Origin of the sequence: Novosphingobium sp. (assembly GCF_036733805.1) — a bacterium.
Taxonomy (GTDB): Bacteria; Pseudomonadota; Alphaproteobacteria; order Sphingomonadales; family Sphingomonadaceae; genus Novosphingobium.
The window spans coordinates 108,696-125,738 of sequence record NZ_DAIMZT010000002.1 but is presented as its reverse complement, the minus strand read 5'-3'; the positions used below and the strand labels follow the sequence as shown (position 1 = coordinate 125,738).

Here is a 17,043-nt window from a genome sequence, read left to right as displayed (position 1 = left end):
TGGGGCGGCAGGATTCGAACCTGCGAATGCCGGTACCAAAAACCGGTGCCTTACCACTTGGCGACGCCCCAGCAGGAGGAGCCGCGCTTAGCGGCTAATCCTGGAACTGAAAAGGCCCTTTTGGGGATTGACGCCGCCAGGATTGTGGGCAGCGCAGCAAAGCCTTTTAGAGGGCCATCACTGCGTCGACGTCAGCAGCGCTGTGGCGTTCTTCCACGAAGCCATCCCCCTTGCGGTTGACTTTCGAGCCGCGTTGCACCGCCTTGCGTGCGCCCACCAGGTCCACCCAGCGCGCGAGGTGGCGATAGCTCGCCATATCGAGGAAAGTTGCGGCGTCGCCATAAGATTCGCCGTCCGCCAGCCGTGACAACCAGGACCAGGTGGCAATGTCCGCGATGGTATATTCATCGCCGGCAAGATATCTGCTTTCTGCCAGGCGGCGGTCCGCCACATCGACGATCCGCTTGGTTTCCATCGCAAAGCGATTGATCGGATATTCGTACTTCTCAGGCGCGTAGAAATAGAAATGGCCAAAACCGCCGCCGATGAGCGGCGCCGTCGACATCTGCCACATCAGCCAGGAAAGGCATTCGGCTCTAGGGCCTTGCTCCGTCGGCAGGAGCATCCCGAATTTTTCCGCCAGGTGCATCAGGATCGCGCCGGATTCGAAAACGCGGATCGGCTGCGGGCCGGAACAATCGAGGAGGGCGGGAATCTTCGAATTGGGATTGATCTCGACGAAGCCGGACGAGAATTGGTCGCCGTCGCCGATCGAGATCAGCCATGCATCGTATTCGGCGCCGGAATGGCCGGCTTCGAGCAACTCCTCCAGCATGATCGTGGCTTTCTGGCCATTGGGCGTGCCTAGTGAATAAAGCTGAAGCGGATGCTTTCCCCTCGGCAATTCCTTTTCGTGTGTCGGGCCGGCGATGGGGCGATTGGTGTTGGCCCATTGGCCACCATTGCCCTTGTCCCAGGTCCAGACTTTAGGCGGGGAGTAGACGGGATCGGCCATATGGGGGTGTCCTACTGTCAAGAAGTCGAACTCAGATAGGATCGGGTGTCGGGCTCGGCAAGTGGATGGCTTGACAGGTGGGCGGGGCCTTCGGCTCAGCGCAAATGGATGACGGCTGACCGCGCGCCAATGGTGGGCGCAGCCACGGGGCCGTTGTCCAAAATGGCTGGAAGAGGTCGAAGAATATCAATTCGTTGACCATCAATCGAAGGGGCCTCCGAGGCCGCGGGCAGCTTTTTCAGGATTCCGGAGAAATATAAATCATATCTTTGAAAAAAAGAGGAAAATATGGAAAAATGGTTGCTCCTGCAGGCGGTGCGGGCGTTGATTTGAACCTTCGGCAAGCGTGCTCTATTCCGGCTGTCGAAGGGAATGCGAATGGGCCCGACGCGGTGGCGTGGGATGGTGAATGCTTGCCGATCCCGCAAGTTTTGAAATCCGATTTTGCACTTGCAAAATGGTTCATTTGAATGTCCTTTAGAAGTCCCCGGCGACGAATGATGAGTGGTCATATTCCTGCCTTTCCAGACAGATTTGGCCATTTTTTCCGGTTCTGGCGGCCGGGTCGCGATGTGCGTTCCCGACGCAATGAGATCTCTTTTTTGACCTTTTTTGCTGCATTGCAGGGTAATTCCGGGACCAGGCTGCGCACGGCGATCTGCGGGGTTGCCGGCTATAATCGCGGCGATGATGCGATCGCGGTGGCGCTTGCCGAAGGAATCCTGGCCCGAGTGAGTGATGCGCGGATCGACATCGCCGTCCTTACGGCGGTCAGTCTAGCCCGGTCGCCATCCATCCGGCCTTTCCTTGCCGCGCGGAGCAGGCCCGCGGGTTTGATCGGCATGGTCCTGGCGATTGCGCGCAGCGATCTTGTTGTCCTAGGCGGCGGATCCCTGATTCAGGACCGGTTCGGTGGAGATCGCGTGAAAGGAGTTATGGGCTATGCCTGGCTCGTTTCGTGGCTTGCCACCATCATGGGGAAGCGGCTGGTCACCGCGCCGCTGGGAATTGACGCGCTCCATTCTCGGCGTGCCGAAGGGGTGGCCACCGAAATCCTGAGGCGCTGTCGCCAGATCACCGTGCGCGATGCCAGGTCATTGACAAACGCGCTTGCTCTTGTTCCGGGCAAAGAGCCGCCGCCAAGGCGGGTGCCTGATCCGGCGTTCGGTTTGTCGGGAATGCCGCAGCCTGTGGCGGATGATGCGCCGATAGTGCTCGCGCCTGCATTCGAAGGGGAGTTCGACGATTTTGTCGCCGAAGTCTTCGCGGAAGTGGCAATAGGATGTGCGATGGCGTGTGACAGGCCCATCGTGATCGTCGCGATGGATGATCGGCAGGAGCAGGACGCGGGCCGCATCGGCACCATCCGGCGCCGGCTACCACCCCATGTGAACGCGCGAGTGACCCTTGCCGTTCCCACCGATCTGGAGGAGGCTCTTGCGCTTCTTCGTGGCAGCGCCGGCATCGTGGCGATGCGGCTGCATGCGATGATCCTCGGTTACGGTTTCGCGCCAATCTCTTGTCTCAGCCGGACAACCAAGACTGACGCTTTCATGGAGGATTATTACGTTCCCGGACTTCCGGCGATGTTGGGTGAAGATCCGCGAACAATAGCGGCGCACCTGATAGACGGTGTGATGAACTGGCGTGAGCGCGCCCAACAGGAGCGCAAGCGGCAGCAGATATTGGAAGAGCTTGAAAGCTACTACGCGGATCTGGTGCACGGCGTGCTGGCTGCCCGCCATTGAAGTGAACGGCTGCAGACAGCGCTGGTGGCGGCAGCGGCCGCGTCTGGCCCTCCGTTCGAGGAGTGAAGATGAGAGTTTTGTTCGCCAGTCGTAATTATTTTCCCGCCGGTGCGGTTGGCGGCGCGCAGACGTCCATCAAGTTCCTGGCACAGTCATTCATTGCTCAAGGGCATGAAGCGGCTGTGTTGAACCTTGACGATCATCGGCATTTCGGACTGCACGCGGCAACTGGCGTTCCCGAATATCGGCTCAAGCTGCGCAACCTTTATACCGATGGCCAACGGGGGCCTTTGCCAAAGGCGTTGTGGCACGGCATTGACCGCTTCGGCTCGCTGATGGACAAATCCTATGCACAAGTGATCGAGGCACATCGACCCGATGTCGTATTCACGCACGTGCTCGCCGGCCTGGGGACCGGCATCTGGCGTGCGGCGCGCCGCTCCGGTGTGCCGGTCGTTCACATGGTCCACGATTATTACCTGCTTTGCATAAAATCCGGCATGCGGGCAGGCGAGGGCAATTGCGCGCGCCCCTGCCGTCTGTGCATGACCGTGGCGGCTCAGCCGGACGTGCGGCACACGCGCGATGTGAACGCGGTGATCTATGTTAGCGATCACGTCCAGAAGCAGCATGAAGCGGCCGAATTGTTCGCCAATGCGCGGGCGCATATCATTCACGGCTCCTATGAACCCGCTCAGGGTGTGCCCCCGCGCACCGGCCGGGTCGACGAGGCTGTCCTGACGCTGGGCTATTTCGGCCGGATCGCGCCGGACAAAGGCGTTACGCAGATGATCGATGCGCTTCGCGGCCTTCAAGATGTGGCCTGGCGCCTGCGCGTGGGCGGCAAGTTCGCGCCGGGCTATGAGGAACGTGTGAGGGAAGCGGCGAGGGGGCTTCCGGTGGAATTTCTCGGCGTGCAGGCTCCGTTCGATTTCTATTCCGGCGTGGATGCCGTCATTGTTCCGTCCTTGTGGCATGATCCTGCGCCGAGAGTTGTCTACGAGGCGGGGATGCACGGAGTGGTTCCCCTAGTGGCTAATCGTGGCGGGCTGCCTCAGCTTGTCGGTTATGGAAGCCGCGGCTTGGTGTTTGATATCGACGATGGTCTCAGTTTGCAGACCGCGATCAAGACGCTTGCAGAGAACCGATCTGAACTGGAGCGCATTCGTAAGGAATGGGTCAAGGCCGCGCCACAGTTTTCCCAGGGTGTGGTTACTAATCAGGTGCTCGATGTCCTCGCCTCAGTCCAATAGAGTCGCGACATTGCGGACGTGGGCCGTTCCTTTGCTGGGACGTTATGCCGTGCTCGCGACGAACCCAAAGCTGCGGGCCATCGGCGCTGCCGCGCTTGGCCAGGTGGTCATGTTCGGCGGCATGGCTGTGGTATCGCGTCATTACGATCACCTCGCGCTGGCGGAATATGGCGTGGTCTTCTCGTTGTTCAACATCATCCAACTCGCCGCTTCACTGCGCCTGGAGCAGGGGCTGGTTTACGAGCATGCGGTGGAGCATCGCTCGTCGCTGTACTGGCTTACGCTGATACTAATTCCGGTGGCGACGCTGATCGTTGGCGCGGGCGCGGCTATCTACATTGGTCGCAATCCGCAAACCGGGGCGCATGCTTTCGCGCTGGCGTGGCTGCTGGCGGTGGCGACGTTGGGGTCGGCCATGGGCCGGTTGCATTTGCAATTGCTTGCAGCGGCCGAGCAATACGGGTTCGTGATTTTTAACAACGTTCTCCGTCCGTCCCTGATCGGACTGCTGCAGGTCGCAGCGACGTTCGTGGCGAGCACTTCCGTGGCGCTTGTCGGCGCCTTAGCGCTCTCTCAAGTGCTTTATGCCACGGTTCTGGGCACCTTGGCCTGGCGCGCAGCCCGGCCCTGCGCCACTAGTGCAAGCGACATGAAGCAAGCCTTGCGGCGCAACGCGGCATTTCCGCTCTACAGCCTGCCGCAAAACATGCTTTATACGGTCAGCGAGGGACTGGTGCCTCTGGCGCTGCCCTTTCTCTTTCCCACTTCCGCGGCGGTCGCACTGTTCTGGCTGGCCTCGCGCGCGGTGTTCGCGCCGGCGACGGTGCTGGCGGAATCGATCCGGCCGATGGTTTATCGCGACATCGCAGTTGCCGGCGACAGGCTGCGTCAACGCATCGCCCGTTACGCGCTGGCGCTGGGCGGCCCCATTGCGCTTGGGCTGTTGGTCCTCGCCCTGTGCGGCCCGACGCTGTTTCGGATCGCCTTCGGGGCGCAATGGGGCGATGCTAACAGTTACGGCCTGGTGCTGGGTGTCCTGGTGCTAGGCAACATGGCCAGTCTTCCGGCAGTGGGTGCGTTGCCGGTTATGGGGATGCAAAAGCACCTTTTCGCTGTCGAGGTGTTGGGCCTGATTGCAAGGGCAGCGATTATATTTCTTCCGGGATGGACGTCACCGTTTCAGGTCGTGGCGGCGTCTACAGTGGTATATTTGGCGATCATCGGGGGCTTCTACGGTTACGTCTGGATCATTGCAGGCAGAACGGAGTGGCAGAAATGACTTCGCAGAGAACTTTTATCACGGCCCTGAGCGTCGTGGCGGGCGTCCTGGGCATATTTGCCACGCAAGCGGTGTGCGGCGCATCGCCCGCGCCCTCCGAGAATATGACTCTGTCTCCGGGCGGTTCCGGTGGCGGAATGATTATCGGCGTCGGCGTTCATCGGGACCGTCCCGATTTTGATGCGGAACGTTCTGACGAATTGGTGCGCCAGTTCGGTTTCACTTCCATCCGTGATGAAATAGGCCAGAGCGCGGATAACGCCCCCGGTGGGCTGGAGCGCTCACTCATGCGAGGGGGGCGGTTTTCGTCGCCGCGCAATTCGGGCAACGCCCCTAACCTGTACGCGGTAACGGGTGGAGGGGCCGCGCAGTTTGCGCATGGTATTCCGCTGAACAACGCGGAGTTGGGCTCCTTTGATAATTTCCTTGGCCGCCTTGCCGGACGGATCGGCACTGACCGCCCGATATTCGAGATATGGAACGAATGGAACCTGCCGACCCGCTTGCGCAAGGCAGGGACGCCGGATTCCTACTCGGCCTTGGTCCGCAGCGCCATTCCCGCTCTGCGTAATGCGTTTCCACGCTCGACGATTCTCGCCGGAAGCATAGGCAACGACTTTACAAAAAGCCTTGGGGCGACGAGCTATTGGGATTGGACCCGGGATTATTTGGCGGGCGGCAGCTGGAAGCAGGCGGATGGACTTTCCGTTCACCTCTATGCCAACTGCATGGCGGGCACGGCGCGTCAGCCCATGTCGTTGATTCAGCGACTGACGGAGCTGGACGGGATGGTCCGCGCCGATAACGGAGGCCGCTCCTTTCCTGTGTATGTGACGGAGGTCGGCTGGCCTCAGCAAAGCGGCGCTTGCGGTTTTACACAAGCGGAACGAACAGCGTTTCCCGCGCAGTTCTTGCTGATGGCTGAAGCGCTGCCTTTCGTTCGCGGCGTCTGGCTTTACGAATTGACCGACAGCAGGGGTGATCCGCGCGACATCGAAAATACGTTCGGCTTGGCCACGGCGGATTATGCCGCCAAACCTTCATCCTGTGCGACCGCTGAAACGATCGCCTTGCTGAAGACCTATCGCGTGACGGGCGTCAAAATTGCCGGCGGCGTTGCGACGGCCTCCCTGCAATCGGCAGGCGGCGGGATCAGCGTCACCTGGTCGGCGGACGGCAATGCGCACCGCGTTTCGCTTCCCGCCGGCACACGGGCCCAGCCCCTGTGCTCCGCACAGGACGTGAACACGGGGCCGCTTGATCTGACGATCTTGCCCCAGATCATCTACACAGGCGCTCCGCCGGTCGCACCAGTGCTGCAATGATGAGGAAAGCGGGCATGTTACATCCCGCTTCCCCCATTTCCGAGGTCTCATGTCGGCGCACGTGGCCCAAGGACAGGAAAGGCTGAACTCGCAGACATGAACCAGAACAGCATCTTGGAGCCGGTCCCGCGGGTTCGGACGCGTCGTGGACCGGCTGCATCGGCTGCGGATTCAGCGCAGATGACATTGCGGAACTGGTCGGTATCGCTTGCTCGTGAAGACCGGACCCGCAATATCGCCATGTGGCTGTTCGTGGTTCTGTTGGTCCGCACAACCATTGCCGCGCCCATCCGGGCTTATGTGCCGTTCTTGTGGTACGTGCCGGATTTTCTGATGCTGATCGCCTTCGCGGCGTTGTTCGTTTACGGGGTGCGTTACAGCATCGTGAAGACGCTGATCTTCGTATCGGTGCTCGGGATTCTGATTGCTTACGCGCTTCTCAACAATGCCTTCGTGGACGTTGCGCTGCAGACGCGGCAGATAGGGTATATTTTGCTGGCGTGCCTCGTCGGCATGGGCGTGCGATCGAGCAGTCAGGCGGTGGCTCGGGCCATCGTTCTCCTGGGCATAATTGCGATCATCGGCGTCTATTGGGACTACCTTTTCCAAGTGCCTTGGGCAGGCGCAGTCTTTTCCGGCGCTCTACAGGCGCGGGAAGTGGCGAGGGAATGGTGGAGTAGCGGCGGCGTCAGGCGATTGTCGGGTTTCGGAATATCGTCAACCGATACCTCGGCGATCATTGCCGTTGGTTGCCTTACCGCCTGCTCCCTTCTCAGAAGCCGGTTCTTGGGCATCGCCTATTGCGTTCTTGCGGTTCATACCTTGCTGTTGACGACGCAGAAGGCCACTGCCGGGTGGGTGATCGTCATGGTGGGCGTGTATTACGCGCCCAAGGTGTTTTCGCTCCGTCGGGGCCGGGATCACGCAGCACCGATGTTCATCTTGAAGACGCTCGCGGTTGTCGGTCTGATAGGGTGCGTGATGATTCCGCTGATTACCTATCAGATCCGGTTGAGCGACATGTTCGGCTTTGCAGCGCCCACGCTGGATCAGCGAACGGCGGAAGTGTGGCCCACGGTTATCCCGATGCTTCTCAGCTTTCCGCAATTCCTGCTGGGCTACGGCATGGGAGCTGTCGGTGGGACCGCGACGGACGCGCGCCTGCTGCTTTGTGACAATATGTTCCTGTTCGTCGCGCTGAATTTCGGAGTGCCGATTGCCCTTGCGACGTTCCTTGCCGGAGGCGTTGCCTTGTGGAGAACGCCGCTGCGCGCCGACCGCGATGCCTATGCGCTTGCCGTTGCAGCCCTGCTGATACTAAATGGAATTACCGCCAACGTCCTGGGTGCGGGCGGCGTAAACGGCACCTATCTGGGATTTGCGATTGGTCTGCTCTTGCGGCCGAAGCCCCGCATGAGCGGCAGAGCGGCCATCCCTCGATCGGCAAGGGCCGCCGCCATGTAGGGCTGATTCAGATCGCATTGAAGCGGCATTCCCAAATTGCCTTTGTTTTCCGCGTCTTCTGACGTCGTCGGCAGCTCTGCCGGCATTGATAATGCCTTTCACCGCGAAAGGAATATCGAATGGATCGGGTGCGATTGTATGAGTAGATTTTGTGTAATAAAAGGGAAGTTTAAGGTTGAATTTGCAAATTTATGCACAATTGATATCAAATATTATCGTGAAATTTTCATTATAAAATCCAATGTTCAGAAATTAACATATGAATATCTCTTCATATATTAATTAATATGAAGGTTTCATGCGTCCATATTTATAAATAAAATGAGATGAATTGAATTTTATATTTGACGAAATGTGATTTGTTAACTGTCATTAACCATATATCAAGTCTATGTCTTAACCCATGGTCTGCGATAATATTCGCAGGGTAAAAACGGGGTCGCTGGGTGACATGACTTATACATCTACATATGTTTTCAATAGCATGTCCGATGTTACGGATATGCAAAGCTGGCTTGGCAAGAATCTTGATGCAATTCAGCTCGTCGGAGGATATGCGGACTGGAATGACTGGCTTAATTCGCCATCATGGATTGCCAGTCAACTTTCCAATTTTCAGGGCGACATCAAATGGTCTATCGGGTTGATACCTTGGGGGGCATCTCTATCTGACGCCGGCACGGGCGCTTATGACGACAAGTACGTCGCCCTTGCCAAGAACATGCTGGCCAATGCCGGGAACGAGAGTCAGATCTACCTGCGGGTGGGCTGGGAAATGAACGGCGACGGCTGGTTCCCTTGGTCGGCCAACGGCAGGGAGGGCGATTACGTCGCCGCATATCAGCATTTCGTTGATGCGTTCCGATCGGTATCCGACAAGTTCGTGTTCGAATGGACGCCAAATGCCGGCGCTATGGGCATGAATCCCGAGGCGGCTTATCCCGGTGACAAGTACGTCGATGTGATAGGCTCGGACGTCTACTACAATACTCAATGGGACCCCACGGATCCTTATGCCGCCTGGAACTGGTTCGTCAACGAGCCCTATGGCTTGCAATGGCAGCAGGATTTCGCCGCGGCGCACGGCAAGGCAACGGCGATTGGTGAATGGGGCGTCAATTCTGATACCGCCGGCCCGTTTATCGAAATGGCCGCGCAGTGGTTCGAAGACCACAATATGCTCTATCAGAACTACTGGAATTCGAACGCCGATTTCAGCGGCAAGCTTTCATCGGGACAATATCCGGATGCGGGCGCGGTGTTCCAGGCGATCTTCGGAACGCAGGGGCTGGAGGGCTATGCCGACAGCATGACCACTCCGGTAAACCGCAGTGGCGGTTCAGGGGTCGACGAGCTGGTCGGACATGGCGGGAACGATGTGCTTTCCGGCAATGACGGTAACGACTGGCTGCATGGCTATGCCGGGGACGACATCCTGAACGGCGGCAACGGCAATGACATGCTTGACGGCGGCCCGGGCAACGACACGCTGAATGGCGGCGCCGGAGCCGACACGATGATCGGCGGCGCCGGCAATGACACCTATTATGTTGACAACGTCGGCGATCATATCGTCGAGACGGCAGACGGAGGGATTGACACGGTTTATTCCTCCATCGACTTCAGCCTTAAAGGCTTGGCTGTCGAAAATCTCACTCTGACGGGAACGGGCAATCTGTCCGCTGACGGTAACGAGTTGGACAATATTCTCGTGGGCAACGCCGGGAATAATGTGATCGATGGGCATGAAGGCGCCGACACCATGATCGGCGGCGCGGGCAATGACACCTATTATGTCGACAACATCAACGATCGCGTTGTGGAGCACGCCGGAGAAGGCACGGACCGGGTTTATTCCTCCGTGGATTACAGCCTGACGGGACAGTCGATCGAGAACATGATACTGACCGGCACCGCCGACCTGAAGGCCACCGGCAACGAACTGAACAACGTGCTTGTCGGAAATTCCGGGAACAACGTGCTGGATGGCGGAGCGGGGGCCGACTGGATGACCGGTGGCGACGGAAATGACACTTATTATTTCGATAATGCAGGCGACCATGCCGTTGAAAAGGCGGGCGGCGGCAACGACACCATTTACTCGTCAATCTCTTATTCGTTGAGCAATGCGCCGGAGGTTGAGAACCTGCATCTGCTTGGCTCGGCCAATCTGAATGCGCTCGGCAGCGCGGGCGACAACATCCTCGTGGGCAATGATGGCAACAACACCATTTACGGCCGCGGCGGCAATGACACGCTGACCGGCGGCGGCGGTGCCGACAACTTCTGGTTTGCCGAAGCGGGGCATTCGACGATCACCGATTTCGGTAGCGGCGATACCGTGGGCATTTCCAATGTGCTGACTTCCGCGAACAAGGTGGTTCTGACTCAGAATGACCAGGGCGTGCTACTGAGCGCCAGCTCTGACTTCTCGGTCGAATTACTGGGCGTAAGCCTCAATCACGTTTTGCTGACGAACGCCGGATACGCCTACGCGTAAGCTTCCGATATGACGGAATGCGGTTGTTTCGATGTCGATCCGAGATAGCCGCATTCCCGGAATTTCAGCACAGCGCTTCACAGGCATCCATCAGCGCGCGCGCGGGCACGGCCCAACGGAAATGAGTCACGCGCTTTGATCCCGCCATAGCCATTCGGTCCCGCCATGGCGTGTCCTCCACCGCCTGTATCATAAGCCGTGCGAGGCCCGCTTCGTCATGGGGATCGAAGTAAGCGGCGGCGTCGCCGCAGACCTCTTCGACAGCCGGAATGCTGGACGCCAGCACCGGGCAAGCATTCGTCATCGCCTCCAGCGGCGGAATGCCGAAGCCTTCGTAGATGCTGGGAAAGACAAGGGCGCGCGCCTGTTGCATGAGGCCCACGACTTCGAGGTCCGAAAGTCTGCCAGGCATCAGCAGATCGCGCGAGACCGGTAAGCCGGCGTCGCCGAAGAGCGCGGCGTTCAGTGATCCGACTGCAACCACTTTCACGCGACCTTCGCCCAACAGCCCCAGCGCGCGGACTGCCACGGCGACGTTCTTATTGCGCGTGAGATTACCCAGGATGAGGAAATACGGCGTATCGCTTAATCCCAAGGAAGCGACGATAGAGGGATCGCCCTCGGCCGTGAGGTGATCTCCCCCGTTCGGCGCAAGAACCATGGCATCTGGAGAGACGCCAAACACCTTGGCCAGCTCTCGCTGCGAAAAGCGCGAGACGGTGGCGATCCTTGCCGATCGGGCCAAAAGCCGCCCCAGCGTCCTGTGCGCCAGGCCATAGGCGCGGCTGAAATGCTCCGGATGCCGGTAAACGGCGGCATCATGAATCACCACCACCTGCCGGCGATGCAGAACCGGGCCCGAACCGTTCAGGTTCAGCGCCGATCCGCCTCGTGCGTGCCGATAAAAGGTCACCTGATCCCAGGCATGGCCGGATAAGGGGCCGACGGACCTTTGTTCAATATGCTGCAAGGCGACCTGCTCCGTGCCGGGCGGAGTCAAGAGGATCCACCGGGCGGGCGAGCCTCGCTGCGCCAGCTCGGCGTCGATCTGCCTGACGACTTCCCGCCCATACCGTTGTTGGCCGCTCGTCGGCTGTTGGTAAAAACGGCCATTGATGAAAACGGTCCGGCTCATGCCAGAACGGCACTCGGCTGAGGTACGATCCGTTGATAGACGGTTTCGGTCTCCGCAATCATCTTGTCCCCTGTGAACAGCTTCGCGCGCAGCCTGGCATTGCCCTTCATCGTTTCCAGCTGGGCTTCTCGACCGGCAAGGCTGAGGACGATTCGCGAGAGATCGGAGGTCTGCTCGAAATCGTCGATGATGATGCCGCAATTATCGTCACCGATTGCTTCATGGATCCCGCCTACGGGCGTGGAGATCAGCGGCACGCCGGCCGCGAGCGCTTCTATCATGACATATGAGAAGCCTTCGTAGCGGCTGGTAATCATCAATAGGTCCATCGCGCTGAAATAATCCTTCGCATCCACGCCGCGCAGGACCATGAAACGATCTGAAAAGCCGCTCGCAGCGATCTGATCGAGCACCTGGCTTCTCAGTTCGCCGTCGCCGATCATGACGGCGCGAATGCGCGAATCTCCTTTGAATGCATGCGTCATTGCCGAAACGAAGCGATCCGGCGCCTTCTGATGCGTCAGGCGACCGACAAAACCGACAACGATATTCCCTGCATTCAACCCCATGGCTCGCCGGACATTATCCCGCTCGGTGGAAGGAGGGTGAAAGATGCCGTTATGGACAAGGCGTTGGCGGCCGGGCGCAATTCCATGATGCACCGCAAAGTCGAGTTCGGCTTGGGATACCGCGATCAAGGCGTCGGTGAGAAGGCCCAGCATCTTCTCGACAAAGATAAAGCCACGCCTGGTGACAGCGCTTGTTTCCGGATCCAGACTGCGGAACGCGTGCGGTGTGTAGACGACCTTGGCGGACCCGGTGGGAATGCATCTGACTAGCGCTCCCGCTTTGGAACTATGTCCATGAACAATGTGAAACGGACCTTGCTGTTTGACCACGCGGGCCAGTTCATTCGCGGCGACGACGTCCCAGGGACCTACCGCTCGCCGCATGGAGATCGGCAGGACTTGCGCATCCAGTTCGGCAAGCTGGCTCAGGAACAAGGCTTCCGCACGAAGCGGCGAATAGGCCAGAACGATTCGGTGTCCGCGTCGAGAGAGACCTTGGCATAGATCGATCACATGACGGCCAACTCCGCCGCCACTCGATTCCAGTGCCATCATGATGTTCACGGGAATTTCCCCTTGGATTTCAAACCGCCGTCCGGGTGCGGCGCCCAGCTATGCTGCAATGCAGCTAATTCGGTAACGGCGCCATGGGGGAATGGTGGGCATCATCGACCAACGGTGCGGTAATCGCTGCGAACGGTGCGCCGATGATACGTTTCTCAACTAGCCCATCGTCAATGCGATGTTCCGATGTCAGCGGCGTGCTAAGCGGATCGGGTCTTGCAAGGCAAGGGAGGGACGCCTCTCGTTTCTGGATGGGTGCTTTTCCCTGCGGCGGTTCCAGCGTTCGCGCCGGTGCATCCCGATGAAAGTAATGATGGCCGGCCAGCACAGGGTATAGGCGATGTCAGACAAACTGTCGCCCACGCGCAGTTCGCCATAGAACAGCGCGTCGAGAGCCTCGTTGCCCAGTTCCAGAAACGCCACCATCGCCAAGGCTGGCAGGCTCGCACGCCGAGTGCGCAGCAGCAACTGCGTCAGGACGTAAATTGCCATGCCGGCATTGAGATGCGCCATCTTGTCGGTCCAGCCGGTAAGCACCAGTATCTGGTCAGTCACATGATGATACGACGCGGCGAGATCCATGTATGCGGGATGGCATGTTTTTCCTAATATTTCGTACAAATGGTGAGGAGAGGGGGCGACGAAGTGACTACGTGGCGGAGGCGCTCCCGAACGCCTCGCGATAGATTTGGGCGATCGCCGGCAACTGGCCTGTGCTCAGGCGGGAAACGACGCCGCCATCATCCCGGTCCCAATAGTTATGGTGGGAAAGCAGATCGCCCAGTCCCTTTATCCAGGCGCACATGCGCTGCATGAACACCGTGCCTTCATTGTCGTCAACGCCCCACTCGGAAATGCCGACCAACTTTCCGTGACCGCTGGCAAATCCGGTCAGCCAATCGAGCCCGAACGGTTGTGTGCGGCGGTACTCGAAAATTCCCGATCCGGCGTCATGGCGATCCCCGCGATCATAGATGCGGCGATAATAGACATCGACGCTGACCACATCGACCAGTTCGTCTCCCGGGTAGCATCGGTCCGGAGGAAGGCCCCCTGCGCCGATATTGGGGCACCAGTCGAAGTAGAATCGATTGGATTGCTTGCGCAAAATAGAGGCTACGCGTCGATACGCGGCCACGTAAAGTTCGGGATGCCAGCTTCCGTCGGCGCCGCGCGCCGCGAGCGTCTGTTCGGGCAGGTTAAATTCCCAGAACAGGCGCACGCAAACACGTTGCGACGATTGACTGTAAATCGCCTCGATCCTTCGTGCGATATCCTGATAAAGGCCGTCTCTCCCGCCATTTGCGATCTCGGCGTAAGCGCGCGCGCCCCCTGCCGGAATGGACCATTGGACGTTGCGCCCTTGCGCCAGCACGCTCGCGCCCAGCGAGATGATATAGGGGACGGATTGCTCAAGGCTTTGCCAGTTTTCTTGGTTGAAATACAGCAAGTCGTGATTCTGCGTTTTTCCTAACCACTGAGAGAAGCGTTTCATGTCATTCAGCGAATTGCCCGTGATCGCCCCGAGCTGGCGAGTCGGGATATTCCCGGTTGCATCGTCGGCGCGCGCGGCATGTGCCTTGCAGCCGCCGGCAGTCGCGGCGGCCAGCAGCCCCGCTCCCGTCAATATCGCCTGGCGCCGGCTGAATGGCGCGAAAGCGGATTTACATCCTGGAACGGTTCGCATGCGTGACAACCTTGCATGGGGGGTGAAGGTGCGGCAAAACAGTACCGCAAGACACCGTGTTGTCTAGGCGGATTACCGGATGCGCAAAATGCGGCGCGACCGGGGCAAAGGATCATCTTCGTTTTGAGGCACGCCCGATACCTGGCATTCGATGCGTTGCGCGGGGTGGCGGCCATCGCGGTTCTCTTCCACCACGCCGAACGCGAGCTGCATCTGCCCGAATTGTTCGCTTACGGTTATCTTGCGGTGGACTTCTTCTTCCTGATGAGCGGGTTCGTTATCGCGGCCGCTTATGACGAGCGCATGCGGGGGGGGCTTTCGCTGCCTGCCTTTGTGCGAATCAGGTTGGCGCGGCTTTATCCGATGATGGCTCTGGGCGGCGTGCTTGGCATCGTAGCCAGTTTTTGGACAACGCCTGGCGATCCGCAGATCTGGCTTGCGGGATTAAGCGCGCTGTTGATGATCCCGCTCTTGTGGAACGCACCGGTGCTGTTCCCCGCCAATATTCCCGAATGGTCGATTTTCTTCGAACTGGTCACGAACTTTCTCCACTGCGGGCTCGCCCGCATCCTGACGATGAAAGTGCTGATCGGGATCATAGTCGCTTCGTTCCTTGCTTTGCTTGTGGCCGGTTGGAAGTTGCACGGTCTGGCCAACGGATATTCTCCCGACACGTTCTGGGGCGGCTTTCCCAGGACATTCCTCTCCTATTTTGGTGGCGTGCTGCTTCATAGGACCAGAGCGGTATGGCAGAAGAAGGTCCCGCCCGCGCCGTTCGCCCTGCTGGTCTGCGCTTTTCCGGCGATCGTGCTGGCCGCCAAGTTCGCGACCCAGTGGGTCCCGGCGAGCGCCTATTTTCTCTTGGCCGTGCTGGTGCTCAATCCCATGCTGTTAATGCTGCTCGCGACGGTAACACCCGGAAAGCGGGCCACAGCATGGTGCGAGGGGATGGGGGCTCTTTCCTACCCGCTCTATGCCATCCATGTGCCCTTGCTGGTGCTGGCCGCGCCATACGTCGTCGACCTGAGCCTGCCGGCGCGTTATGCTATCGGAACGGTGATCTGCATGGCTATCGCGGTCATCGCCCTAGGAACACAGGCCCGTATCCCGCCCATGGCCAAGACGCCCGCTTGACGAGGCGCTGTTTGCTTATGTCGCGTCAACCGTCTTCGGCGAGCGGTGTCTGGTCGCGGACGGACAAGGCGGGATTCCAGATGGTGTACGTCCGGTCCAGAATGAACGATTCGTACGTGCCGATCGCGACGCCGGCCAGGCTGCACACCGCAGAATAGAACAGCGAGAACGGTGGCAACGGAAGAAGCGAGCCGATCAGATAGGCCAGCGCGATCCCCGCGGCCGTGGCAAGCCCGGCAAAGGCGCCGCGCGAAAGCCCGATCGCCAGCGTAAAGAAACAGACCGAGGCGGCCACGAAGAACGGCATCAACCATTTCATGGGACGGTGCGAGAAATAGGCATATAGCGATAGGGCGGGCAGTCGTCGCAGGCGCGGCCACAAGGCGCGATGGACATTCCATGCCTGGCAGGCGATTCGCCGCTTTCGACGACCTTCTTCCGACGCTTGCGTGGCGCTGCGTTCGTAAACCTCGACGTGATCGACGCTGACGATGCGTGAGCCGGAGATCAGAATCGACAGGCTTAGGTAAAGATCGTCAATGAGATGGGCAGGAGGAGTGACATGTAATGACCGGCGCATGATGAACATTGCGCCATCACAGCCGATCAGCCCGACGCTGCGGCTTTCAAGCCGTTTGATGGCCTCTTCCACCGCCCAATATGCGGCGCCCAATTTCGCGGTGGGGGTTTCCTTGCGGTTGGAATAGACCAGCCGCGCCGTCGTGCAGCCTATTTCCGGATCGGCGAGCAGCGGTTGGACCAGCTGCTGCGCGACATCGGCCTCGCTTTCGACATTGGCATCGGTGAACAGCAGCAATTCGCTGTCACTGCGCTCCACCAGGAGGTTCATGCCGAAGGTCTTGCCCCGGCGTTCCTGTCCGAACACGATGTCCGCGCGATCCGCATACTTCTCCAGGAGGGCCGCGGTCCGATCCGTAGGCGCATCGGCATAGATATGAATCGTAGCCGGGCCATATGCCGCCGCGATTTCGAGAAGCCGCTCCATTTTGGCTTCGATCGGCTTTTCCTCATTGTATGCGCACATGCATATTGCGAGCGTCGGTCGACCGGGCGGCAGCGGGGGCACAGCCGTAAACGTTCGGTCCCGCTTGGCGACGAGGAGCAACGTCAATGGATATAGGGCAATAGAATGCAGCGCCAGAAGGGCGCATAAAAGGCTAGCAAGCGCAGCAAAGTCATTCATGTCGTTGGAAGTACGCTCGCTCTGGGAATCATCGCGCCTGATGGCCTAGAATGTACTTTAACCCGAGGTCATGTCGCGTCGCGGCACAAATATATCTATCCGTCGCACATATGGCACACTAGAGCGAGGTTGGCGATGTGCAAACGCGCGTGTGCGGTATGTCACC

At 59.2% G+C, this 17,043-nt stretch carries 14 protein-coding genes and 1 tRNA gene; 7 read left to right on the top strand and 8 right to left on the bottom strand.

Features of this window, described 5'->3' with window-relative positions; all coding sequences use genetic code 11:
- The 3 genes from V7D69_RS01240 to V7D69_RS01230 form a co-directional block, all read right to left on the bottom strand.
- A tRNA-Gln gene (locus V7D69_RS01240) sits at positions 1 to 71 on the bottom strand.
- A gap of 95 nt (positions 72 to 166) precedes the next feature.
- Positions 167 to 1,015, bottom strand: a complete 849-nt coding sequence (gene yghU / locus V7D69_RS01235) for a glutathione-dependent disulfide-bond oxidoreductase (protein ID WP_324062961.1) — start codon at positions 1,013 to 1,015, stop codon at positions 167 to 169.
- A 95-nt stretch (positions 1,016 to 1,110) separates the two neighbouring features.
- Positions 1,111 to 1,527 carry a hypothetical protein gene (locus V7D69_RS01230; protein ID WP_324062963.1) on the bottom strand — a complete coding sequence of 139 codons (417 nt, stop codon included), beginning with the start codon at positions 1,525 to 1,527 and terminating at the stop codon, positions 1,111 to 1,113.
- Positions 1,528 to 1,617: 90 nt separating this feature from the next.
- On the opposite strand from V7D69_RS01230, the gene V7D69_RS01225 reads away from it, so the two are divergent.
- From V7D69_RS01225 to V7D69_RS01200, 6 genes are all read left to right on the top strand, one after another.
- Positions 1,618 to 2,763 (top strand): polysaccharide pyruvyl transferase family protein, encoded by a 1,146-nt coding sequence (locus V7D69_RS01225; protein ID WP_333604874.1) that lies wholly within the window; start codon positions 1,618 to 1,620, stop codon positions 2,761 to 2,763.
- A gap of 68 nt (positions 2,764 to 2,831) precedes the next feature.
- Complete coding sequence (locus V7D69_RS01220) at positions 2,832 to 4,016, top strand: glycosyltransferase (RefSeq protein ID WP_333604873.1); 1,185 nt, start codon at positions 2,832 to 2,834, stop codon at positions 4,014 to 4,016.
- A 10-nt stretch (positions 4,017 to 4,026) separates the two neighbouring features.
- A complete protein-coding gene (locus V7D69_RS01215) occupies positions 4,027 to 5,295 on the top strand; it encodes a hypothetical protein (protein WP_333604872.1) in 1,269 nt (422 codons plus the stop codon).
- Positions 5,292 to 6,620 (top strand): hypothetical protein, encoded by a 1,329-nt coding sequence (locus V7D69_RS01210; RefSeq protein ID WP_324061696.1) that lies wholly within the window; start codon positions 5,292 to 5,294, stop codon positions 6,618 to 6,620. Before V7D69_RS01215 ends, V7D69_RS01210 begins: the two co-directional genes overlap by 4 nt.
- 180 nt (positions 6,621 to 6,800) lie before the next feature.
- Complete coding sequence (locus V7D69_RS01205; protein WP_333604871.1) at positions 6,801 to 8,084, top strand: hypothetical protein; 1,284 nt, start codon at positions 6,801 to 6,803, stop codon at positions 8,082 to 8,084.
- Between the two features lie 451 nt (positions 8,085 to 8,535).
- Positions 8,536 to 10,584 carry a glycosyl hydrolase gene (locus V7D69_RS01200; protein ID WP_333604870.1) on the top strand — a complete coding sequence of 683 codons (2,049 nt, stop codon included), beginning with the start codon at positions 8,536 to 8,538 and terminating at the stop codon, positions 10,582 to 10,584.
- Positions 10,585 to 10,648: 64 nt separating this feature from the next.
- On the opposite strand, the gene V7D69_RS01195 is transcribed toward V7D69_RS01200, so the two are convergent.
- From V7D69_RS01195 to V7D69_RS01180, 4 genes are all read right to left on the bottom strand, one after another.
- The gene (locus tag V7D69_RS01195; RefSeq protein WP_333604869.1) at positions 10,649 to 11,719 is read right to left on the bottom strand and encodes a glycosyltransferase family 4 protein; all 1,071 of its coding nucleotides are present in this window, start codon (positions 11,717 to 11,719) and stop codon (positions 10,649 to 10,651) included.
- Entirely contained in the window at positions 11,716 to 12,843 is a 1,128-nt protein-coding gene (locus V7D69_RS01190) for a glycosyltransferase (RefSeq protein ID WP_324061712.1), read from the bottom strand. Before V7D69_RS01190 ends, V7D69_RS01195 begins: the two co-directional genes overlap by 4 nt.
- Before the next feature lie 198 nt (positions 12,844 to 13,041).
- Positions 13,042 to 13,434: a hypothetical protein gene (locus tag V7D69_RS01185; RefSeq protein WP_324061704.1), complete on the bottom strand. Its 393-nt coding sequence runs from the start codon at positions 13,432 to 13,434 to the stop codon at positions 13,042 to 13,044.
- A 67-nt stretch (positions 13,435 to 13,501) separates the two neighbouring features.
- The gene (locus V7D69_RS01180; RefSeq protein WP_324061706.1) at positions 13,502 to 14,539 is read right to left on the bottom strand and encodes a hypothetical protein; all 1,038 of its coding nucleotides are present in this window, start codon (positions 14,537 to 14,539) and stop codon (positions 13,502 to 13,504) included.
- A gap of 123 nt (positions 14,540 to 14,662) precedes the next feature.
- Between V7D69_RS01180 and V7D69_RS01175 the strand changes: the two genes are divergently transcribed.
- Positions 14,663 to 15,673, top strand: a complete 1,011-nt coding sequence (locus tag V7D69_RS01175; RefSeq protein ID WP_324061708.1) for an acyltransferase family protein — start codon at positions 14,663 to 14,665, stop codon at positions 15,671 to 15,673.
- A 25-nt stretch (positions 15,674 to 15,698) separates the two neighbouring features.
- Here the strand turns inward: V7D69_RS01175 and V7D69_RS01170 are convergent, their stop codons facing one another.
- Entirely contained in the window at positions 15,699 to 16,877 is a 1,179-nt protein-coding gene (locus V7D69_RS01170) for a glycosyltransferase (RefSeq protein ID WP_324061710.1), read from the bottom strand.
- Positions 16,878 to 17,043: the final 166 nt, after the last annotated feature.